At 56.8% G+C, this 22,928-nt stretch carries 17 protein-coding genes; 6 read left to right on the top strand and 11 right to left on the bottom strand.

Annotated elements, in window-relative coordinates; genetic code table 11:
• Positions 1-38 precede the first annotated feature (38 nt).
• The 9 genes from acs to CHB83_RS01915 form a co-directional block, all read right to left on the bottom strand.
• Positions 39-1,952 (bottom strand): acetate--CoA ligase, encoded by a 1,914-nt coding sequence (acs, locus tag CHB83_RS01875; protein WP_055562414.1) that lies wholly within the window; start codon positions 1,950-1,952, stop codon positions 39-41.
• A 52-nt stretch (positions 1,953-2,004) separates the two neighbouring features.
• Complete coding sequence (locus CHB83_RS01880) at positions 2,005-2,385, bottom strand: response regulator transcription factor (RefSeq protein WP_045688086.1); 381 nt, start codon at positions 2,383-2,385, stop codon at positions 2,005-2,007.
• An 82-nt stretch (positions 2,386-2,467) separates the two neighbouring features.
• Positions 2,468-5,230 carry a sensor histidine kinase gene (locus CHB83_RS01885; protein WP_089331479.1) on the bottom strand — a complete coding sequence of 921 codons (2,763 nt, stop codon included), beginning with the start codon at positions 5,228-5,230 and terminating at the stop codon, positions 2,468-2,470.
• Positions 5,231-5,294: 64 nt separating this feature from the next.
• Positions 5,295-5,519 (bottom strand): hypothetical protein, encoded by a 225-nt coding sequence (locus CHB83_RS01890; RefSeq protein WP_045688087.1) that lies wholly within the window; start codon positions 5,517-5,519, stop codon positions 5,295-5,297.
• 137 nt (positions 5,520-5,656) lie between these two features.
• Positions 5,657-7,111, bottom strand: a complete 1,455-nt coding sequence (locus CHB83_RS01895; protein ID WP_045688104.1) for an MFS transporter — start codon at positions 7,109-7,111, stop codon at positions 5,657-5,659.
• A 140-nt stretch (positions 7,112-7,251) separates the two neighbouring features.
• Complete coding sequence (locus tag CHB83_RS01900) at positions 7,252-8,781, bottom strand: hypothetical protein (RefSeq protein ID WP_245855250.1); 1,530 nt, start codon at positions 8,779-8,781, stop codon at positions 7,252-7,254.
• Between the two features lie 137 nt (positions 8,782-8,918).
• Positions 8,919-9,341, bottom strand: a complete 423-nt coding sequence (locus CHB83_RS01905; protein WP_045688089.1) for an IS1/IS1595 family N-terminal zinc-binding domain-containing protein — start codon at positions 9,339-9,341, stop codon at positions 8,919-8,921.
• Between the two features lie 308 nt (positions 9,342-9,649).
• Positions 9,650-10,432 (bottom strand): DUF2490 domain-containing protein, encoded by a 783-nt coding sequence (locus CHB83_RS01910; protein WP_045688090.1) that lies wholly within the window; start codon positions 10,430-10,432, stop codon positions 9,650-9,652.
• 79 nt (positions 10,433-10,511) lie between these two features.
• Complete coding sequence (locus CHB83_RS01915) at positions 10,512-11,420, bottom strand: M28 family peptidase (protein ID WP_089331480.1); 909 nt, start codon at positions 11,418-11,420, stop codon at positions 10,512-10,514.
• A gap of 97 nt (positions 11,421-11,517) precedes the next feature.
• Here CHB83_RS01915 and CHB83_RS01920 point away from each other — a divergent pair, with 97 nt between their 5' ends.
• Positions 11,518-12,441: a flavin reductase family protein gene (locus tag CHB83_RS01920; RefSeq protein WP_089331481.1), complete on the top strand. Its 924-nt coding sequence runs from the start codon at positions 11,518-11,520 to the stop codon at positions 12,439-12,441.
• A 171-nt stretch (positions 12,442-12,612) separates the two neighbouring features.
• Here the strand turns inward: CHB83_RS01920 and CHB83_RS01925 are convergent, their stop codons facing one another.
• Both CHB83_RS01925 and tsaE read right to left on the bottom strand, forming a co-directional pair.
• Positions 12,613-13,842 carry an alanine dehydrogenase gene (locus tag CHB83_RS01925; protein WP_045688093.1) on the bottom strand — a complete coding sequence of 410 codons (1,230 nt, stop codon included), beginning with the start codon at positions 13,840-13,842 and terminating at the stop codon, positions 12,613-12,615.
• 91 nt (positions 13,843-13,933) lie between these two features.
• Positions 13,934-14,359, bottom strand: coding sequence for a tRNA (adenosine(37)-N6)-threonylcarbamoyltransferase complex ATPase subunit type 1 TsaE (gene tsaE / locus CHB83_RS01930; RefSeq protein ID WP_045688094.1), 426 nt, complete (start codon positions 14,357-14,359; stop codon positions 13,934-13,936).
• A gap of 276 nt (positions 14,360-14,635) precedes the next feature.
• Here tsaE and CHB83_RS01935 point away from each other — a divergent pair, with 276 nt between their 5' ends.
• From CHB83_RS01935 to CHB83_RS01955, 5 genes are all read left to right on the top strand, one after another.
• Positions 14,636-15,892, top strand: a complete 1,257-nt coding sequence (locus CHB83_RS01935) for a pyridoxal phosphate-dependent aminotransferase (RefSeq protein WP_089331482.1) — start codon at positions 14,636-14,638, stop codon at positions 15,890-15,892.
• Positions 15,893-16,133: 241 nt separating this feature from the next.
• Entirely contained in the window at positions 16,134-18,584 is a 2,451-nt protein-coding gene (locus CHB83_RS01940) for an outer membrane beta-barrel protein (RefSeq protein ID WP_089331483.1), read from the top strand.
• A gap of 176 nt (positions 18,585-18,760) precedes the next feature.
• On the top strand, positions 18,761-19,192 hold the full coding sequence (locus tag CHB83_RS01945; protein ID WP_089331484.1) for a MarR family winged helix-turn-helix transcriptional regulator: 432 nt from the start codon (positions 18,761-18,763) through the stop codon (positions 19,190-19,192).
• A 76-nt stretch (positions 19,193-19,268) separates the two neighbouring features.
• Complete coding sequence (locus CHB83_RS01950; RefSeq protein ID WP_245855251.1) at positions 19,269-21,821, top strand: outer membrane beta-barrel protein; 2,553 nt, start codon at positions 19,269-19,271, stop codon at positions 21,819-21,821.
• 147 nt (positions 21,822-21,968) lie between these two features.
• Positions 21,969-22,868: a LysR family transcriptional regulator gene (locus CHB83_RS01955; protein WP_089331485.1), complete on the top strand. Its 900-nt coding sequence runs from the start codon at positions 21,969-21,971 to the stop codon at positions 22,866-22,868.
• Positions 22,869-22,928: the final 60 nt, after the last annotated feature.

Below are 22,928 nucleotides of genomic sequence, written 5' to 3' on the forward strand. Positions count from 1 at the left end.
CTAGTAGCTGGGGGCCGTTGTGCTTTTTGGAGGCTGCGCTATTTACGGCCACTAATAATTTCATCTACCACCAATGGGTCGAGTAGCGTCGTCGTGTCGCCCAGGTTGGTAGTGTCTCCCTCCGCTACTTTGCGCAGGATGCGGCGCATGATTTTGCCAGAACGTGTTTTGGGGAGGCCCGATACCAATTGAATCTTATCGGGCTTGGCAATACGCCCTATTTCAGCCACAATGGTTTCGATAATGCTGGCCTCTATCCGCTGGCGCTCTACTTCCGCCTCGGGCACGCCTTCAGGGCAAATCACGTAGGCGTAGATGCCCTGGCCCTTCACATCGTGCGGGAACCCCACCACGGCTGATTCTACCACGTGGCTGTTCTGGTTGATGGCGTTTTCAATTTCCGCCGTGCCGAAGCGGTGGCCCGATACGTTAATCACATCATCAACGCGCCCAATAATGCGGTAGAGCCCGTTTTCGTCGCGGCGGGCACCGTCGCCGGTGAAGTAGTAGCCGGGGTAGGGCGCAAAGTACGTTTGGCGGGCGCGCTCATGGTCTCCGTAAGTTGTGCGAATAATGCCCGGCCAGCTCTGCTTAATGGCCAGATACCCTTCCTGGTCGTTGCCTTCGATTTCGGAGCCATCTTGATTGAGCAGGACGGGTAGTACCCCTGGCAGTGGCAAGCCAGCACGAGCGGGCACCGAGGGCGTAATACCTGCCAGCGCCGAAATCATGACCCCACCGGTTTCCGTCTGCCACCACGTATCGACAATGGGGCAGCGCTCCTTGCCGATGTGCGTGTAGTACCAGTGCCACGCTTCCTCATTGATGGGCTCTCCCACCGACCCCAGCACCCGCAAAGAGTCAAGGGAGTAGGCCAGCACGTGGTTAATATCGTGGGCCATGAGGCTGCGAATAGCCGTGGGGGCGGTGTAGAACACCGTAACTGAGTGCTTATCAATCACCTCCCAAAACCGGCCGGGGCTGGGGTAGGTGGGCACGCCCTCAAACATAAGCGAAGTAGCGCCCGCCAGCAACGGCCCATAGAGCAGGTAGGTATGGCCCGTCACCCACCCAATATCGGCCGTACACCAATAAATGTCGTTTTCCTCGATTTGGAACACGTTGCGGAAGGTGTAATCGGCCCACACCATGTAGCCAGCAGTGGTGTGCACTACCCCTTTGGGCTTGCCGGTGCTGCCAGAGGTATACAAAATGAAGAGCGGATCCTCGGCGCCCATTTCTTCGGCCGGGCAGGTTTTGGCCACGCCCTCGGCTTCTTCGTGGTACCACACGTCGCGGCCCTCCTGCATGTGCACGGGCCAGCCTAGGTGTTCGGTTACAATCACGCGGCGCACGCTGGGGCAGCTTTCCAAAGCCTCGTCTACCACGCGCTTTACTGGAATTTGCTTGGCCCCGCGGTTTAAGCCATCGGACGTGAGCACCACGGTTGCTTGGGCATCATTAACGCGGTCGGCAATAGCATTGGCCGAGAAGCCCGCGAAAATAACGGAATGAATGGCGCCAATGCGGGCGCAGGCCAGCACGGCAATAGCCAACTGTGGAATCATGGGCATATAGATGCACACCCGGTCGCCCTTCTCTACTCCGTTGTTGTGCAGCACATTCGCAAAGCGGCACACTTCCTGGTGCAGTTCGCGGTAGGTCAGGCGCAGGTGGCGGGTATGCGGGTCGTTGGGCTCGTACACAATGGCGAGCTTATTACCCCGGGTGCTGAGGTGGCGGTCCAGGCAGTTCTCCGTGATGTTGAGGCGGGCGCCCTGAAACCAATCATTATGGCCAGCAGCCATATCGGAGTTCATCACCGAGTCCCATTTGCGGCGCCACGTAAAGGGCTCCGCTACTTCCGCCCAAAATTGCTCGGGGGTTTCGGTGCTGCGGCGGTACGCCTCATGGTACTCTTCCAGGCTGCGGATGCGGGCATGTTCAGGCATGGGTGGTTAGTCGGTTAAGGGTTGTAGATTGAGTTCGGGAGGCTTGGAAAAATTAAGCGGGGGTAGCCAGTAGCTCTTTCACCGTTAGCATCAGCTGGCGGGTGCTGAAGGGCTTGGGCATGTACACGTCGGCCCCTACCTCATAGCCCTTCTGAATGTCGGCCTCCTTGCTTTTGGCCGAGAGGAAGATAACGCGGGCGCTGGCGCGGTCGGGACGCTGGCGCAGATGGCGGCACACCTGGTAGCCATCCACATCGGGCATCATTACATCCAGGAGCACTACGTCGAAAGCGGTGCGGTCTACGGCCTCCAGGGCCTCGGTACCGTTACGGGCAATGCTAACCTGGTAGCCGTTTTTGCGCATCAGAAATTCGAGCGACATAACTATGTTGGGCTCGTCATCGACAATGAGAATGTGGGGTGTCGTCGGCATGACGGTAAAGAGCTAAGCAGTTTTCGGAAAGGCGGGGAGTGTATGGCGGAAGAAACAGAGCGGAAGAAAATACTACAAGTGACTATGAGGAGGTTGTAGAGGTAGCAGCGCCTACCGGCAACTCAAATGAAAACCGCGCTCCTTGCTCCGGCGCGCTTTCCACCCAAATGCGGCCGGCATGCAGCTCCACGATTTTCTTGGTAATGGCTAGGCCAAGGCCGGAGCCTTCCGGCTTGCGCATAGTTTGGTTGCGGGCCTGAAAAAATTTGTCGAAGATGAGCTGGTGAAATTCCGGGTCAATGCCTTTGCCATTGTCCTGCACCGTGATGCGCAGCGTATCGGTGGCAGCCCCCACTACCACCGCAATGCGGCCCAACCCATCGGGGCGGCACGACTTGATGGCGTTACTCAGGAGGTTTACCAGCACCTGCATCAGTCGGTCCCGGTCGCCGGATAAGGGCGGCAGGCCGGGCGGCACCGCCACATCCAGGTAGATGTGCTTGTCGCGCAGGAGTTGCCCCACGGCGTCGAGGGCATCGGTAATGACGTCGGCCACGTCTACGGGGGCCTTTTCCAGGGTGGCCTTACCCGATTCGTACTTTTCCAAGTCCAGCACCAGCGTAATCAGTCGGCTAAGCCGTTCCGACTCCTTGGTGATGGTAACGAGAAACCGGTGGCGCTCTTCCTCCTCCATGTCGGGGTTGTCGGTTAAGATTTCGGAAAGAGCACGGATACTGGTGAGGGGAGTGCGCAATTCGTGGGTAACCGTATACAGAAATTCGTCTTTGTGCTGATCGAGCTCCTGTAGCTGGTCGTAAGCGGCTTGCAATTCGCCCGTGAGGCGCTGCAGTTGGCGCTGCTGCTTCTGTAGCTGGCGGTTGGCTTCCAACAGTTGTTGGCTTTCTTTTAGGATGCCTACCACGTTGTCGAAGCTGATGTCCTCCACTCCTACCGACGAGCGAAGGAGCAGCCGCGCCGAGGCTGGGCCGATAGAACCCGCCAGCAGCTTTTCGGCGTAGGCTAGCAGGCGCGGGTCGGCCTGGATAGGCGTAACACCTTCCGTGATGTGGGCATCGGGAAACCGCTCTTGGAAAGCATGCAGGGCCTGGTTTGCGCGCTTTTTGCCTAAGAAGCCGGTGAGCAAGGCTCGTAAATCTGGCAGCGGCGCGGCCCCCTGCCAACTGGCAGGCCCCTCAAACAAACTACCCGACCGAAATACGTCTACAAACACATCGGCCTGGTGTTCCTCCAAGGCAGAGGGCGCCCGCAGCAACGACACGCCCACGTACAGCCCCACGTTGAAAAACCAGCTCCAAAACAGGCCGTGCGAGAGGTAGTCGAGGCCTTCTAGTCCGAACAGCGCGAAGGGCCGCAGTTCGCTTCGCCCAAACAAGCCATCGGTAAGGACGGAGCTTGGCAGCAACTCGGGCCCTACCATAGTGGGCAGCACCAAAGTAAAAAACCACACCACAAAGCCCGCCAAGATGCCCGCCGTGGCGCCGCGCTGGGTGCCGCCCTTCCAGTAAAGCCCTCCCACTACCACCGGCACAAATTGTGCTACCGCCGCAAACGACACCAGCCCAATATTTACTAGGGGTAGCAGGTGGCCAACCTCGGCGTAATAGCCATAGGCCAGTAGCAGCACCAGCACCACGGCTAAGCGCCGACTATGCAGGGCTACTTGGCCTAGATAAGCAAACCAGTTGGGCCCCTCGCCCCGGGCAGCCGGCACGCGCACCAGCAAGGGCATGAGCAAATGGTTGCTCATCATCACGCTGAGGGCAATGGTTTCGACGATAATCATGGACGAAGCAGCCGACAGTCCGCCGAGGTAGATCAGCAGGGCCAGCCACGGCTGCCCGGCCTGCAAGGGCAAGGCCAGCACAAACGTATCAGCATCAAAGTGCGCATCCCCATCAAGCAAGCGCCCCCCAAAAGCCAGGGGCAGCACAAACAGGTTAATGATGATGAGATAGAGCGGGAACAGCCACATGGCCTTGCGCAAGTGGTCCTCGTTTACGTTTTCTACTACCGACACCTGAAACTGCCGCGGCAACAGCAGAATTGCGGCCATACTGAGGATCAGCAAAGTAAACCATTGCCCCCCGCTGGTGCCGGCCCCCTGTAGCGTAAACAGTTGGCTTAATTGAGGAACCGCAGCGGCACGCTCAAACACGTCGGCGAAGCCATCAAATAAGCCATAGGTCACAAACAAGCCGGCCGCCAGAAAGGCCACCAGCTTCACCAGGCTTTCCAGGGCCACGGCCAGCACCATACCCTCGTGGCGCTCAGTAGCTTCAATGGAGCGAACCCCAAAGATGATGGTAAAAAACGCCAGGGCTACCGTCGTCACGAAGGCCGACGACACGGCCACGCCGCCGCTGGCCAACAAGGTTTCGCCGCCCCCCGTGAGGATGTCGAAGGAGGCGGCAATGGCCTTGATTTGCAGGGAGATGTAGGGAACCACGCCTAGCACGCACACGACCGTTACGAGGGCGCCAAGCCAGGCGCTTTTGCCGTAGCGAGCGGAAATAAAATCGGCAATGGACGTGAGGCGCTGCAACCGGCAGACACGAATAATCTTACGCAGTACCAGCCAGGCAGCCGGGGCCATGAGCGTAGGCCCCAGGTAGATACCAATGAACTCCAAACCAAAGTGGGCTGCCCGTCCTACCGAGCCGTAGTACGTCCAGGCGGTGCAGTATACTGCCATGCTCAGCGCGTACACGTACGGATTGCTCACTAGGCTCCGCCGCGCTGCGGAGCGGCGCTCCGCAGCGTAAGCTACCGCGAACAGAAGCGCGAGGTAGCCGAAGGAAAAGCCAATGACAAGCAGGGTGTTCAACGCGTAAACAGGAATGAAGTGGGTTATAGATTAGTTGGGCGAAGGCAGTTCCGTTGCTTTTTGGCTATTTATCATCGCCCCGCCGGACTAGCCAGCCCGTGAGCAACACCAGCAGCCCCCACGTGAGCAGCACGTACAAGTACAGCACCGGGATTCCCCCTACCCGGCCGTGGTGGTCAAAGACAGCCAGCAGAGGAAAGTTGAGCAGCACCGCAAACAGCACCGCCACAAACAGCAGTTGCTGGCCACGTCGTTGCTCTGGCCGCTCCTGAGGGGAGATGGGAGGCATAAGAAGGCGGTAAAAGCAGATGAATAAACTTCTAACGGGTTGGCCGGATCCGTGAAAAGCGAGGCACTGTTCGCACAAAATCCGCCGAACCAAGGGCCCGACGGATTTTGCAGTTACAGAACGCGTCGGGTAGTGCCTCAGTCCATGATGCGCACATTGCGCACGTCACGCATGTAGGCAATGCCAATAAAGAAGCAAATCAGCGCCACAATGGTTGGGTATGCCAGGCCAATGAGGCTGCTGTACTCTTTGGCAAACGTGCCTTCGGGCTGGGTTGTGGCCCACACCCCAATCCAAGTGGCTACCAGCGGCACAAAGCCCCCAAATACCCCGTTGCCGATGTGATAGGGAACGGATAGAGACGTGTAGCGAACTTTGGTTGGGAACATTTCTACCAAGTAAGCAGCAATAGGACCGTACACCATAGTCACGAAGAGCACTAAGCAAAACGTGAGGCCAATCATGGCGGGAATGTTAGGCGTCAGGGCCTTCATTACGGCAGGAACGGCTTTACCAGCAGCGTCTACCGTAGCGGGCGTGATTTCCGTGAGGGGGCCAGCAAATGCTTTCAGACCGTGGAACAATGGGATGGTAAACAAGGCACCGCAAATCATACCCGTCATGATGATGCGCTTACGGCCAATGCGGTCGGAGAGGCCACCAAAGTAAACGAACAGGGGCGTAGCCAGCAGCATGGCAACCACCAGAATAGTGCTGGAGTCAACTAGGTCCATCTTCAAGGTATTATTCATGAATGAATAAGCCTGAAACTGGCTGGTGTAGAAGATTACACCCTGCCCCATGGTAGCACCGAACAGGGCAATAAGCACCAGGCGGCGGTTTACGGGGTTCATGAACGAGTCGCGCAGGGGGTTGGTGCTGGTAGTGCCCGTTGCCTTGGCCTTAGCAAACAGAGGCGACTCATGCAGCTTGCGGCGGATGTAGTACGAAGCAATTACCAACAGACCCGAGAGCAGGAACGGAATGCGCCAGCCCCACTCCTTGAAGGCTTCCTCGCCCATGATCTTGCGGGTCAGGACAATCACGGAAATACTCAGGATCAACCCGCCAGTAGCCGTAATTTGGATGTAGCTGGTGAAGTAGCCCCGTTTGCTATCGGGGGCGTGTTCGGCCACGTAGGTAGCGGCTCCGCCATACTCCCCCCCCAGCGCCAATCCTTGCAGCAGGCGAAGCACTACTACAATGAGCGGCGCCGCAATGCCAATACTATCGTAGCCGGGAATGAGGCCCGTTACGAAGGTAGCACCGCCCATGATGAGCAGCGTCACGAGGAAGGTGTACTTGCGGCCAATCATGTCGCCGAGGCGGCCAAAGAACAGCGCGCCAAACGGCCGCACCACAAACCCGGCCCCAAACACAGCCAGCGCACCCAAAAGGGAATCTTCCAGCTTACCCTGATGCCCAAATAGCACAGGACCAATAATGGTAGCCAGGGAGCCAAAGATGTAAAAGTCGTACCACTCAATTACGGTGCCCACCGAGGAGGCGGTAATCACCTGCCAAATCTTGCTGGTCGAAACGGTGTTGTTGTCGTGGGACACGGCGTCGTCGACCGACGGGGCGCCGCCCATGGGCGCGGCACCGGCGTAGGCGTCGCGCTGGGGTAGGTTCTGGTGCATGCGTGGTGGGATTTTGGTGTAGTGGAATAAAGGGGAACGAAAGGGAGCTACCGGGTTAGCAGGCTGGCAGTAGCGGTAGCTCTCTCTGAAGCTTACAAGAAAATCTGCGTTTGCAGCGTGATTTCGGGCTTGTAGTCCACGCTATTTACTACTCCGGTGGTGGCATTGAAGCCAGAGTAGTCGGGGCGGGCACGGTAGTTCAGGGTTACTTTTGCATTGTGGCCGTCGATGAGCACGTTGACCCCGGCGTCATACACGTTTACCCCTTTTGTTTCGCCCCCGCTGGTATGCAGGCCCTCATAGCTGCTGTGCAGGTAGGCCACATAGGGCTGCAGGCGAGCCTTAGGTCCGAAAATCTTTTGCGGCAGCAGGAAACCGGCCTGCCCGTAGAAAGAGCCTCCCGTGCCCGACTGCGGTACGGCATTGCCGCGGGTAGCTGAGGTGCCGTAGCCAGGGTTTTCGGGGCCCACGAAGCGCACATGATTCGGGCCCATATTGTAGTTGTAATATACTCCGTACAGCGTTAGGGCCGTGCGAGAAGCCGTATCGAGTGGCACGTCGTAGAACGCGTCTACGCCAAACATCTTCATGCTGTGCTTCTGGGTAGCAATACCCGCAAACTGGTCGGCGGTAGTGGGAAACGCACTAACCGACACCACGCTAGACGTAGGCCGCGAATACATAGCGTCCTTGTTGTAAAGGAAGCCGGCGCCTACTGCAAATACCCGCTTGGTACCCAAGTAGGTACCCGTATAGTATGGTAGCAGGTTGGCTTCGGGCTCCAAGAAGTTGTAGCTCACGTAACCTTGGTACACGTGGCTAGTGTTCTGCGGATTATACGCTGCTATACCAGTGCCCGTGTTGATGGTGCTACTACCTGCGCCGCTATTTACGCCCAGGCTGAGCGGCGTGCTGGTCTGGTTGGTCAGGAATGCGTCGCTCACGGAAAAGCGGTAATCCAACTTACCTACGCGGCCCTTCGCATACACCCCCAGCCAGCGCGCAAACTGGTCGCTCTGCTCAATGGTAGGGAAGTTAGTCAGCGGCAAGTCCATGGTTAGGATGCTGGTCGTACTAGCACTAGTGAGGCGCGAAATGCCATTGAAATAGTGCAAGCCCCCGCCTAAGCTCAGGTACTTGTTTACTTTATACTCCGTCACAGCCTCGTGAATGAAGAACTGTGGCTTCTTGCCGTCCGTGGTGGGCGCTACCCCCCCACTCACAGCATTTTGGTTGTTGATACCTAAGTGGGTATAAATCAGAAAGCGAGGATTTAGTTGGGCCAGCAAAACCATGCGCGAGCGGCGCAACCCAAAGTCAATCTGTCCTCTCTGCGGTTTATTGGGGGCCCGTAGCGTCCCCGTATTGTTTTCAGTGTAGCGCGTATATACCTGGTGCCAGGTCATGAAACGCAGATACTTAGAGCCATCGGGCGAGAGGTTCACCTTCATCCCCGCACCGTAGGGCGCCGACTTGGCGGGCGCAGGTGGGGCGGGTGGCGGAGCAGGTGCGGCAGGCGGCGGAGCAGGCTGTTGGCCAGCGGGTGGAGGTTGCACCTGGGCCGTAGCACCGGCTGCTGTCAGCAGCGCGCTCATTGCCAATGCATAGCGAGTTGTTCGCATAGAGTTTGGTGAGGGTTGGGTTGGGGTGGGTCGGGTCTGCTAGTTGGTACTGAAGAGTACCGAACTGCTGATCCCAAGTAGGAAAATCCCAACGCAGAAGCCGCACAAACGCTATAGTTTCGCTAACTACTATAGCTTTACCCTTGCCGGAACCGTTCCCAGCGTATCATCATGTACTTGTCGCCCAACTCCGTGACGATGAGACCAGCTTCTTTTAGATTTTCCGGCTTTAGAAAAAAATCAGTAAGCTCCTTCTGGTTCAGTATCTTATACGTAGGATGATATTCCGTCTGCCGGGGCGCCTTCACGCCATATTTCTTTACCCAGTTCATCACTGAGACATGGCTGACGCCGAGTAGGCGCTCAATCTCACGGTAGCTTACTCCCTCCACAAACAGTTGCAGAGCTTTTATCACATAGTAGGAGTTAATTTCCTTACCGGCCTTAGCAACGGAGAAGTGATACCCACAGTTCTTGCACTTGTACCGCTGCCTACCGCCCACAATGCCGCTTTTGGTAGCTTCTGTCGATTCGCATTTGGGGCAGTGAAGTTGAGACATAGTATGTGAGTGAGTGGTTACTTATTAAGCTATAGCTATTTAGTAAAGATATATTATTTTAGCAAGTATTACTCCCAATTTGGATTCCGCTACGGACTTTGCACTGGCTGCCAAAGCAACATCTTCACCTCGCGCTTTTTGCTTAAGCCTGTATATACGACTACCCCACTGCCTTGGATTGCGCCTACGGACAGTTATGTTGCTAAGGCTATAGTTTGCACCCGATACCCAGCGCCTACCCTGCCGAAAAGCCCCGTCATCTGAGCGTCATGCTCTCCCCTTGCACGCTTGCTTACTGCGCAAGTACGCTACAGAGCTTTGCCATGGGTAAGGTCTAGATCGTAGAGTACGTTCAGCCGAAATCCATTGTTGATTTCAAACACGGGCCGCTGGGAAGCCGGTTCGGGGGTAGCGTGCTGGCTGATTTGGAAGAGGTAGTTCAACTCCACTTTTGCGTTGCTGGTGAACTGGTAGCCGAGCCCTCCCGATAGGCGGTTCTGGTTAAAGACATTGTTGCCCACATTGCGGCCAAACCCCATAAATAGCTCATCGAAGGCATTTACATACCACTCCCCGTCATCAACTGCCGCGCCCTTCAATGGATACTGCCCCGACAACTGGTAGCGGATGCGGTTCTGGTAGGCCCACTCCTGCACGCGGCCCTGCCCTTCTCGCGCCCGGGTACCTAGCCAGCGCTGCTCCAGCCGAATGCGGTGGGTAAGACTTACCCGGCCAAGTTTATCGGCCAAGGAAATGTCTTCGTACAGGCGGTGCTCAGGCTCGGGCCGGTTGGGTACGGTGGGGTATTCGCCGTAGCGGTGGGTTTGGAAGTACGTGTAGCCACCTGAAGCCTCCACCCGTTGCGACAGGGTGTGCACTACGCCTAGGCGGGCCAACTGCTGCTGGGGAGCCCGCACCCAGTTCATGCGCCGCCACTGGTACTCTGTGTGCACGGCCCATTTTTCCGTTACTCGGTGGTCTCCGGAATACACAAACCAGCCAAGAGTATTGCGGTCAGTGAGGCGAGGGGTTTGACTGTACGCGCTAGACGTCAGCGCGCAGCAACAGAGTAGCAGGAGTTTTTTCTTCATCAGGAATGCCTTGAATGCATGCAAAGGCACTCCCCTGAATGTACGCCCCTCAGCCCGTTGAGTTGGCAAAGCGCGGCAATTACAGGGCGCAGAGAGTAGTCAGAACGGCATCAACCGCCAGCCCCAACCGGCGCATATCCAACCGGGCTAGGGTGTCAGTAGGCTCGTGGTAGCTTTTATTGCGGTAGAAAGCCGTATCGGTGAGCAGCAGGGCGGGGTAGCCAAAATGCCAGTAATTGAGATGATCCGAGAAGTCGATGCCTGGCAGCCAAGCCGGCGCTTTAAACCGCTTTACGGGCAGGGTAGCCGCGGCTTGGTAGCGCCGGGCAAACTGGCGCCCAAAGCGGCCATTGCCGAATTTCTGCGCTACCGTCACGTAGTTGCCGCGGCTGCCGAACAGCAATTTCAACGGCCCCAAGGGGTAGTCTTGGGTGCCCTTTCGGTCATCGTAGTAGCCCAGCATTTCCAAGGCTATCATACCGCGCACGGGCACTGCGGCCGCGTGCAGGGACTGGGCGTGCACGTAGCTGCCCATCTGCTGAGTGCGAAAAAAGGGCGGTTCCTCCAGGGTGTAGGCTACTACATCAATACGACAAAGCAATTGTTTTTGCTGGCCCAGCAGGCGCGCCAGCTCCAGTAGGGCCGCCACTCCGCTACCATTATCATCGGCGCCAGGCTGCTCCCCGCATACATCGTAGTGCGCTCCCACAACAACGCGCGGGCCACCTGCAGGGCCGAAGCTACCAAGGATATTGCGGTACGTGCGGCCATTGACTGTATAAGGCTGCTCTGTAGGTTGGGCGCCGGCAGCCCCTAACTGCGCCTTGATATAGGCAGCTGCCTGGTTAAGGCTAGCTTCGTGAAGGTAATTGCGCGGCTCGGGGGTGGTAGTAAGAGCTAGCAGGTCGCGACGTAAGCGGACGGTATCGGCCGTTTGTGCTGAGCTGAATAAAGGTAGTAGTAGCGCTAGGAAGAGGAGACGCACCATTGGAAAACAATAGGGATATATGGTCCCAAGATAGTAGAGCACTACTTTTGGTTGCCTCGGCATCTACTTTCTTTCTCTTCGCCTATCCCACCCCTGCATGTCCGTCCCTACCCCATTCCGCCGCGTCGTTCCTTCCGACTTGAAAGCCAGCGACTGGCACGCCTTCATGGTGGGGGCCGTAGCTCCCCGGCCCGTAGCTTTTGTAAGTACCCAGGATGCCGAAGGCAGCGTAAACCTCAGCCCCTTCAGCTTCTTTAACTGCTTTGGGTCCAACCCACCCATACTGGTGTTCTCGCCCGCCAACCGCGTGCGCGACAACTCCCGCAAGCATACCCTGGACAACGTGCGCGAGGTGGCAGAATGTGTTATCCATATCTGCGACTACGCCATGGTAGAGCAGATGTCACTGGCCAGCACGGAGTACGCCAAGGGCATCAACGAGTTTACGAAGGCGGGCTTCACGGCGGTGGCTAGTGAGCAAGTACGCCCGCCGCGCGTGCTGGAAGCCCCGGCTGCCTTTGAGTGCGTGGTGGAGCAAGTACTTGAGTTGGGCACCAACAACGGGGCCGGCAACCTAGTGATTTGCCGGGTAGTGCTGGCTCACTTCCGCGAAGACATCATCCTTCCCTCGGGCGTGGGCATCGACCCGCAGCAGCTTGATGCTATTGCGCGCCTCGGCGGCGACTGGTACACCCGGGCCTCGGGCGCCAGCCTGTTTGAGGTACCCAAGCCCAACCGCAACCTGGGTATTGGTATTGACCAGCTGCCCGAACATATCCGCACCTCTGATATTCTGACGGGTAACAACCTGGGCCGGCTAGCCAATATTGAGCAGCACGCTATACCCACTCCCGAAGAAGCGCAAGCTTTCAGGAAGGAGCCCTTGATAGCCTACACGCTCAACAAAACCGCTGGCACTCCGGAGCAGCACCGGGCGCTAATGCGGCTGGGCAAGCAGTTGCTGGAGGAAGGCCGGCTGCTAGATTCTTGGAAGGTGCTACTGCTGGCCGATGCGCTATAGCCCCTACTAAGTGCGCAAGCAGCTATAGCCACCTGCGCTACCTTTTTCCTGTTCTTGAATCTGCTCGTAGCTCTAACGGCTACATCACACAATTGCCCTGCCATATCTCACCGGAGAGCTGTCTATCGGTAGAGATTCGGCAGGGCAACCTGTTTGTTGGGGAAACCACGACTAATTCCGCACGGCAATCATCAGCGCTAGTTCTTTGTAGCGCATGTTGAATTTCTTGGCAATGCTGGCGTTAGTGAGAGACCCTTTGTATACGTACACGCCCGAGCGGAAATGCTCATTAGTAAACAGCACTTCATTGATACCGCCGTGCTGGCTGATTTCCTGCAAAATGGGCGTAAAAATGTTGCTCAGCGCATTGGTGGCAGTACGGGGCACCCGCGACGCAATATTGGGCACGCAGTAGTGAATCACGTCGTACTTGCGGAATACCGGCTTGCTATGGCTGGTCATTTCGCTGGTTTCAAAGCAGCCACCCTGGTCAATACTGACGTCGATAATTACGGAGCCAGGCGCCATCTGCGACACCACCTCCTCCGACACCATAAAGGGAATCCGGCCTTCCTCGGCATTCAGGGCCCCAATTACCACGTCTGCGCGTCGAATTTGCTGGCTGAGCGCATAGGTATCGAGGGTGCTGGTATAGAGCTGCGGGGTGCACAGGTTCATCTTGAGACGGCGCAGCTTGTAGAGGTGGTTGTCAAACACCTTTACTTCGGCCCCGAGGCCCGTAGCGGCGCGGGCAGCATACTCGGCCACGGTGCCCGCACCCAAAATAACCACTTGCGACGGCGGCACGCCCGTAATTCCTCCCAGGATAATGCCTTTACCCTCGTTAGAGCGGGCTAAGTACTCGGCCGCAATCAGCATAACGGTAGAGCCAGCAATTTCCGACATGGCCCGCACCACCGGCCGCGCACCCGACGGGTCTTTAATCAGCTCAAAGCTGATGGCATTGATTTTTTTGCGTGTCAGCGCCGTGATGTACTCACTCGTGAGAGAGCCAAACTGCAGGGCCGAAATCAGGGTCTGCCCGGCCCGCATAAACTCAATCTCATCGTAGGTAGGCGGCGCTACCTTCAGGATGATATCGGCTTGGTACACCTCCTTCTGCGAGTAGGCAATGGTAGCGCCAGCCTCCGAGTAATTGTGGTCGGAGTACTTGCTGGGCTCACCGGCGCCGCTTTCCATAAGAATTTCGTGCCCGCCTTCTACTAGGTGCTTTACGGCCTCCGGCGTTAGGCAGAGCCGGTTTTCCTGCAAGGAAGTTTCGCGGGGCAGCCCGATGTACAGCTTGCGCTTGCGCGTTTCCACGGCCAGCATGGATTCCTGGGTGAAGTAGGCGCGGCTCGTAGCCAGCGACTCGAATCCGGGGGGTACTGCTTCGGGCATTCTATTGTCAATTATTACGTAACACGTCGGAATCAAGCATGAACCACGGCCGGCTGCATTGGTAAGCTTCTGGCCGTCAAATTGTTCAGCATTAATTACTAATTGTTAGCTCCCTCGATGAGGGTCCGGTGGCGTGGAGAGTGATGAGCAGCCGCTCTGGCGGGAGCAGGGTTTCAATGCGGCTGGGCCACTCTATTAGGCAAAGATAGCCAGAATCGAAGTACTCCAACGCGCCAATGCCTTCTGCTTCACGCGGGTCATTGAGGCGGTAGAAGTCGAAATGGTAAATTGGCTGGTTCTGGGCGTCGCGGTATTCGTTGACGAGGCTAAAGGTGGGGCTGCTCACCTCATCCGCGACGCCCAGGCTCTGGCATAGCGCTTTAATGAACGTGGTTTTGCCAGCCCCCATTTCGCCTTCAAAGCAAATGATGGAGTGCCCCTGAATAGCGGCGCGAACTTGGACAGCGGCTTCTGGCAAGGCTGCCAGCGCAGGTATGAGAACAGTTTGAACAGCCATGTGATAACCTAGAGCCGGACTTCACTGGTTGGCTCTAGAACTACAAATTTGGCTATTCTGCGCCAGATATACGCGGGTTGCCTGCTTTCAAGCGCAAATAGCCTTGGTTCCCTACTGTAACGCAACGTCTGCTGCGTCTACTATCCCACTTCTAGCCAAGCTCCGGCGCACAAACCACCTACCAGCTGGTTAGCTGTTTTGGCGAGTTCTAACGTAGGCCTGAACTCACACTTGCGCGAGTCCTCTATCTTTGACCGACGCTAATCAACACCAACCATGCAAGTTTCCCGAATGGCCGGTAGCCTCATTGGCTCCGAAATCATCAAAATCGGCAACGAAGTCAACGATATGATTCGCAAGGGGGAGCAGATCTGCAACCTCACCATTGGCGACTTCGACCCGTCTATTTTCCCCATTCCCGCCGGGTTGCAAACGGAAATCACCCGGGCCTACGAGGCCGGGCATACCAACTACCCACCCGCTAACGGTATGGCTTCGTTGCGCGATGCTGCGGCGGCTTTTACCAAAGAACGGCTGGGCCTGGAGTATTCGGCCAACGACTACTTGGTAGCTGGTGGCTCGCGCCCGCTCATCTACGCTACCTACCTCGCGCTGGTAGACCCCGGCGACAAAGTGGTATTTCCGGTGCCAAGCTGGAACAACAACCACTACTGCCACCTTTCCTCAGCCGAGGCTGTGATGGTGGAAACGCGGCCGGAAAACAACTTCATGCCTACTGCTGAGGAGGTAGCTCCCCACTTGGCGGGCGCTACGCTGCTGGCTTTGTGCTCCCCGCTCAATCCTACAGGCACTGTTTTCAGCAAAGAAGGCCTAGAGGCCATCTGCGACTTGGTACTGGCGGAGAACAGGCGTCGGCAGCCGGGCGAAAAGCCTCTCTACCTGCTGTACGACCAGATTTACTGGCTGCTCACCTTCGGCGCTACCGAGCACTACGACCCGGTGAACCTACGGCCCGAGCTACGCGAGTACACCATTTACATTGATGGCATTTCCAAGTGCTTGGCCGCTACCGGCGTCCGGGTAGGTTATGCGTTCGGGCCGGCTACCGTTATCGACAAGATGAAGGCCATTTTGGGCCACGTAGGTGCCTGGGCACCCAAGGCCGAGCAAGTGGCCACGGCCAAGTACCTGCCCGAGACGACTGAGGTTGACAGTTTTCTAGGGGCGTTCAAGGAGAAGGTACAAGCCAGCCTGCAAACCTTGCATGAAGGCCTGCAAACCATGAGAGCCGATGGCCTCCCTGTGGATTCTATGATTCCAATGGGCGCCATCTACCTCACGGCCAAACTGGATGTGCTGGGCAAAACCACTCCAGCGGGTCAGGTCCTGAGCACCACCAAAGAGCTGACCTCCTACCTCATTAGCGAGGCCCGTTTGGCGCTGGTTCCGTTCAGCGCATTCGGCACAGACGGTACCGCACCGTGGTTCCGCATGTCGGTAGGCGGGGCGTCGCTGGAGTCTATTGAGGCTGCTCTACCACGCCTACGTGCTGCACTAAGCGCACTAGTATAGTCCCTTCTTACCGTCGGGGTTTAACAAAGGCCCTGGGCTTGAAGCAGAAATATTGGTTCTGTTTCGAGCTCAGGGCCTTTGCTGTAATAGTACCCCCCAATCATTTCAGAAAATATATTAGGCCCTACGCTAATCTTTTTATCTTTCGGGCTACCGAACTGCTCACTGACGCGCTCTACGAGGCCGTTTGCTCCACAACCGCCTACTGCACGATGTTGCTGTCTTCTAACTCATCGTGAATATGTCTTTACCAGTGCCCGGCCCTGCAAGTCGGTTTTTACTAACAGTTAGTGCCACGCTGATTTCCTTCGTGGTTTATGCTCAAACCCAGCCCGCGGCTGTACAGGGAAGTGTGCGCGCAGGGACGGGCCCGGCCTTGGAATACGTCACCATTACGCTACACCGTGCCACCGATTCGGTGGCGGTCAAAACGGAATTTAGTGATGCCTCGGGCGCGTACCAGATCATGGCAGCGCCAGGCCGCTACCTGTTATCGGGCGCGCAGTTGGGATATGGCCGGGCGTGGTCAGGGCCCTTTGATTTATCGGCGGCAGGCCTAGTACTCCCCGTTCTTCAACTAATGCCCAGCGCCGCTACCGCTCTAGGCGGCGTAACAGTAACCGGGACAAAAGCCCAGTTCGAGCGCCTCGCCGACCGCACCGTGGTGAATGTGGAAGATACCCCGCTTAGTGCAGGCAATACCACTTTGGATGTTTTGAACCGGGCCCCTGGGCTCACTATAGACGCCAACGATAACCTGAGCCTGCGGGGAAAGTCGGGCCTGCTGGTGCTGATTGATGGCAAGCGCCAGCCCATGACGGGTACCGAATTGGTCAACTACCTACGTTCCTTACCCGCCGAGCAAGTCCACAATATCGAGCTGATCACTAACCCGCCCGCCAAGTACGACGCCCAGGGCGGGGCCGGCATCATTGCCATCAACCTTAAGAAAGACCAGCGCCAGGGTACCAACGGCACCGTCAATGCCAGCTACGGCCGCGGACGATATGGCAAGTTTACCTCGGGCCTAAGCCTCAACCATCGCCACAAGGGCCTCAACGTGTTTGGAACCTATGCCTACGCCGACCGGCAAGGCTTTCAGGAGCTTGATTTTTACCGCACATTCTACCAAGACAATGCGGTAGCGAGAACCAGCATCCAAAACAACGACAGCCGCACCCACTTGCAGTCCCACACCTGGCGGGCCGGCCTGGATTATAACGTATCGGCGCGCACGCAGGTAGGTCTAGTCGTTAGCGGGTTAGATAGCCGCTACCCGTTTAATGGCCCAAGTACCACACAGGTATTTGATGCCCAAGGCATTCTTAGCACTCGTTTTGCGTCTCAAAACTACCGGGTGCTGCGCACTCCCAACCAGACCGCCAGCATATCGGTGCGCCATTCGCTCCCGGCCGACTCTAGCGGCACGCCCGAGCTATCGGCCGATGTTGACTATGCCCGCTACCCCACCACCCGAACCCTACAGTTGCTAAGCATTTTCGAGCTGCCGGCGCGCACGCCCATCTTGCTGACGGGAGACCAGGAAGGCCGCTTGACTATTGGGTCGGCGCGCGCGGACTTTGTGCGACCCCTCCCCCACAGTTTGCGATTGGATGCTGGCCTTAAGGCGAGCCAGGTGACGTCGGATAATGACGTGCTATTTGAGAATACAGTGGACGGGGAAACCACTATCGACGTCAACAAAACCAACCAGTTTCATTACAAGGAAACTATTGCGGCCGGCTATTTCAGCCTAACACGCACCCGCCCGAACCTTACTATCACAGCGGGTCTACGGGGAGAAAATACCACTACTACCGGGCAGCAGCAAGTAGGCAACCAGCGCTTCAAACGGCAGTATTTCCAGCTATTCCCGAACATAAGCCTCACCCGGACCTTAAGCGAGCAGCAGGCATTGGCCTTCTCGTTCAGCCGCCGCCTCGACCGCCCCACGTATAACCAGCTGAACCCCTTCCGCTCCTACATAGACGCTACCTCCTACCGCACCGGCAACCCTACCTTGTACCCCCAAACCAGCTACGTAGCGGAGCTGACGCATACCTTAAAGCAGAAGTTCGTGACTGGCGTGAGCTATACCCGCACCAACCGGCCTATTCTGAACGTATCTCTGCTGGACATGGAGGGCATTGTAGCAGCTACGGACGTCAATCTTCGCACGCAGCATTACTACGCGGCTACCCTCACGGCCCCGTTTGAACTCGCCAAGTGGTGCAAGCTGTACACCAACGCCGAGGTGTTTTACATCTACTTCGAGGGCACTTTAGCTGATGGTAGCACTCCGCCGCAAGGACGCCCCGGCGCCATCTTCACCTCCAACGCCAGCTTTACGCTGGGTAAGGGCTGGAGCGCCGACCTGAACGGCAACTACCACACCCCCGAGTGGTATGCCTTCCAGCGGGTTCGGTCGTTTGGGCAGGCTAGTGCGGGCGTACAGAAAGCAGTGGGCTCCCATGCTACGCTTCGCCTCAACGTAGCAGATATCTTCTATACCACTCCGCTGCGGGCAACGTCTACCTACGCATCTCTGCGGGAAACCTTCCGCACTGCACAGGATTCACGCTTTGCTACGGTGGCGTACACCTACCGCTTCGGCAACGAAAAAGTTGCGGCGGCTCGCAAACGCTCTGGTGCTGCCGAGGACGAGAAACGCCGGGCTTCCTCAGTGCAGTAGTGCCATAGTACTGCCCTGCTGGTAGGCAAGTCAGGAGATGCGTTTTGCCTAAAAACGCTTTGAAGAGTGTCTTCCACTATGGAAGGTAATAGTAGAGTATTCTTGAAGTAACCGCTCTTTTACTGCCCCAGCAACTTCAATGATACATCATACACCTCTGTGCTATATCATCTTTCATGCTTTCCAGCATTATCTTCTATTCTCTGGACAAGGCCATTCGCCAGTACCGCAAGCTGGCGCAGGCCAACATTGACCGGGCGGGTATTGCCATTACCATTGACCAGTGGCTGGTGCTGCGGGTAATTCAGGAAAACGATGACCTGACCCAAAGCGACATTGGCGACCGTGTCTTCAAGGATCAAGCCTCGGTGGCCCGCATAATCCGGTTGCTGCTGGATCAAAGGCTGCTAACGGCAGAGCCTCTACCCCACGATGGGCGGCGCACCCGCCTGCGGGTGTCGTTGCTGGGGCAGCAGACGCTGGATGCCGTGCAACCCGTCGTACTTCAAAACCGCAGCATTGCCTTGGAAGGCCTCTCGGAGGCGGATATACGCTTGGTACGCGACCTGCTTGAACGCATTTACCAGAACTGCCTCCCACCTGCCTGAATTACGCAGGAGCACGAGAAAACTAGAGTTAGTAAAGTTTATACGTAGTAGGTTTTGAATATACGAAACTCTTCGTATGTTTGTCTACGAACACATTCGTACTTACTCTCTCCATTCGGGAGCGGGCTGGCCACCCGCCTCCGACGGCATCGTATTCCCCACTTCTTACTTGCTCTTGCGTATGGAAACCCTCATCAATGGGCTATTCCGGTGGCCCGCTATGTTCTTATGCCTGCTTTTTATAGCTCCTGCCTGGGCCCAAAGCACTGCTAGCCTAACCGGAGCCGTGCAGGAAAGCACTGGCAAACCCATTGAATTCGCTACCATCATCGTGCACCGGGCCGCCGATTCTGCAGTAGTTAAAACTGAGTTTAGCGACGCAACTGGCGCCTTTAGGTTTGAGGCGCTACCCGCCGGGCGCTACCTGGTTTCAGCCTCTCAACTGGGATTTGCACGGACTTGGGCCGGGCCACTGGAAATTAGCAGCAGCACGTCGCTCCCCGCTCTAAAGCTAGCTCCTAGCGGTGCTACGGCCCTGAAAGAAGTGACCGTAGTGGGGCAGAAGCCCATTTACCAACGTGAAGCTGACCGCACCATAGTGAACGTGGAAAATAGCACGCTAGCGGCTGGCAACACCACGCTAGACGTGCTCAGCCGCGCCCCTGGGGTAACGATAGATGGCAACGATAACGTAGCTCTCCGTGGTAAACAGGGCCTGCTGGTGCTGATAGATGGCAAGCGCCAGCCCATGACGGGTACCGAACTAGCCGACTATCTGCGCGCCCTACCTGCCGATCAGGTTAAGAACATTGAGCTGATCACTAACCCGCCTGCGAAGTACGACGCCCAGGGCGGGGCCGGCATCATTGCCATCAACCTCAAGAAAGACCAGCGCCAGGGCACCAACGGCACCGTCAATGCCAGCTACGGCCGCGGCTATTACAACAAGTTCAATGGAAGCCTGTCGATGAATCATCGCCACGACAAGCTTAACTTATTTGGCAGTTATTCCTATGCCAACCGCGGTGGCTTAGGCAAGCTGGATATCCACCGGGACTTTTACCGAACAGAGGGTGCTGAGCGAGTATTTGTGGGTAGCAGCGACCAAGTAAACCGCCTCTATCCCACTACTCGCTCGCACGGTTGGAAGGCCGGAGTGGATTATACTCTTACCGACCACACGGTGGTAGGAGCCGTAGTGAGTGGTTTGGCGGCGCGAAACCCTCGGCTACCTGGCACGAATAGGACTACCCTGTACGACGCGACCGGAGCATTAGATGACCAGTACACGGCCCAGGTAAACCGCAGTTTCCGCTCGCCCAACGCCACTGCTAACCTCAATGTGCGTCATACATTTGCCCCCGACTCCAACGGCACCCGCGAGCTAACGGCCGACGTCGACTACGCCCATTACGGCACGCAGCGCCTCCAGGACCTCACGACTACGTACCTATTATCGGGACGGCCTACTACGTTGCTTTACAGCAACCAGAACGGCGACCTTGCCATTCAATCGGTGAAGGCGGACTACGTGCAGCCACTGGCAAGACAGGCACGCCTGGAAGTTGGGGCCAAGGCCAGCCGTGTGAATTCCGACAACGATGTGCAGTTTGAGAACACCGAAAACGGCGTGCGCACTGTAGATGTCAACCAGTCGAACCGATTTATGTACGACGAGCGGATTACGGCGGCTTACGTGAATTTCAACCAGACTCTAGGCAAGCTAAACCTGCAAGCTGGCCTGCGAGGTGAACAAACCCGTGCTACGGGCCATCAGGTAGTAGGCGATGCACGCTTTATCCGTCGTTACGCCCAGCTATTCCCCAGCGCCGCCCTAAAGCAAACCTTCAATGATCAGCACGAGGTAGCAGTATCGTTGAGTCGGCGCATCGACCGGCCTTCGTATCAGCAGCTAAACCCTTTTCGCATCATCGTAGATCCTACCACGTTTGAAGCGGGCAACCCCGGTTTACGCCCACAAACCAGCTACAACGTAGAGCTGACCCACACTTTCAAGCAGAAGTTTTCCACTGGCGTAAGCTATAGCGTTACTCGCAACCCACTCATTGGTGTGGTGCAGCCCGAAACGGATAGCACTGTTGTGGCCACCACCGTAAACCTAGGCCAGCAGCACTACTACGCCCTTACGCTGACAGCTCCCGTGGAGCTTGCAAAGTGGTGGACGGTGTACAACAATGGCGTATTTTACTACAACCGCTTCACCGGCAACCTAGCCGGTACGGCCCTGAACCGGGGGCGCTTGGCCTTCACACTGACTAGTAACAGCACTTTCACATTTGGGAAAGGCTGGAGCGCCGAGCTAAACGGCAGTTATCAGTCGCGGGAGCAATACGGCTTCTTGGATGTGCGGCCCAACGGACAGCTTGCCTTAGGAATTCAGAAACTGGTGTGGAATCAAAAGGGCACGCTCAAGCTCAACGCTACCGATATTCTGTATACCAACAAGGTTCGGGCAATTTCCTCGTACAATAACTATGTGGAACGCTTCTATCAGCGCGGCGACGTACGCATTGTTACGCTGGCGTTTTCCTACCGCTTCGGCAACGACAAAGTAGCTCCTGCCCGCCGAACCGGGGGCGCCGAGGAAGAGAAACGCCGCGCAAATTAGCCTACCCGCTACTAAAACCCTGCGGGCAACTGTACCACTATCAACCCGGCTGCATAGTTGAGCACAGGCATAGCTTGCTGCGGTTACCACCCAAAGCATCCTTCGCGCCACCAACTTCTTATTCGGGCGGTAGTGTACCTTGCACCCATGCCCGATTATCGTTTACGCGTGTTTCAGTCTGTAGCCCGGCACTCGAGCTTTACCAAGGCGGCCCAGGAGCTTTTTATCACGCAGCCTGCCGTTACCAAACACGTCCGGGAGTTGGAGCGCACCTATGAGCAACGCCTGTTTGAGCGCCGTGGTAACCGCATCAGCCTTACCCCCGCCGGCCAAGCTCTTCTCACCCACGCCGACGCAGTAGCAACTCTAGACCAGCAATTAAGCGAAACCCTGCACGGCTTACGCAACGATGGTGGTGGACGCCTACGCCTGGGAGCCAGCACGACCCTAGCCCAGTACATCATTCCGCGGCTGCTTCCTGGCTTTCAGGCCCGCTACTCCCACGTTACGTTGACCTTACTCAACGGCAACTCCGAACAGGTGGCAGAAGCGCTGCTGCGCGGACAGTTGGACCTGGGTTTTGTGGAAGGGCGCAGCAAAAGCCGCGACTTACACTACGAGTTACTACTAGAGGATGAGCTAGTAGTAGTGCGCCAAGCCCGGACAGGTACCCCCGCGCCCATGCCATTAGCTGACGTGCTGCGCCACCCACTGGTGTTGCGCGAGCGAGGCTCGGGCACGCTAGAAGTTCTTGAGCATGCTCTGCGCGCCCACCAGCTCAAACTAAGCGACCTAGAGGTATCGTTTTACTTTAACAGTACGGAGGCTATTAAAACCTACCTGGAGGTAGCACCCGAAGCCGTAGGATTTGTGTCGCGGCAAGCCTTGCAAAAAGAAGTAGCGGCGGGTCTGCTGGAAATCGTGCCCGTTCCGGAGCTAATTCTGACTCGGCAGTTTGAGGCAGTTTGGCTGCAAGGAGAGCCTTTATCGGGAGCGGCCGACCGTTTCTTACAGTACGCCAAGCATCAATACCGCACACTTAGGTAAAACTGCTGGCTGGTCTAGGTGCTATTGAATAGATGAGTCAAAAATCCTGGCCCAACGAAC

Source organism: Hymenobacter mucosus, from assembly GCF_900188255.1.
In the GTDB taxonomy this organism is placed as follows: domain Bacteria; phylum Bacteroidota; class Bacteroidia; order Cytophagales; family Hymenobacteraceae; genus Hymenobacter; species Hymenobacter mucosus.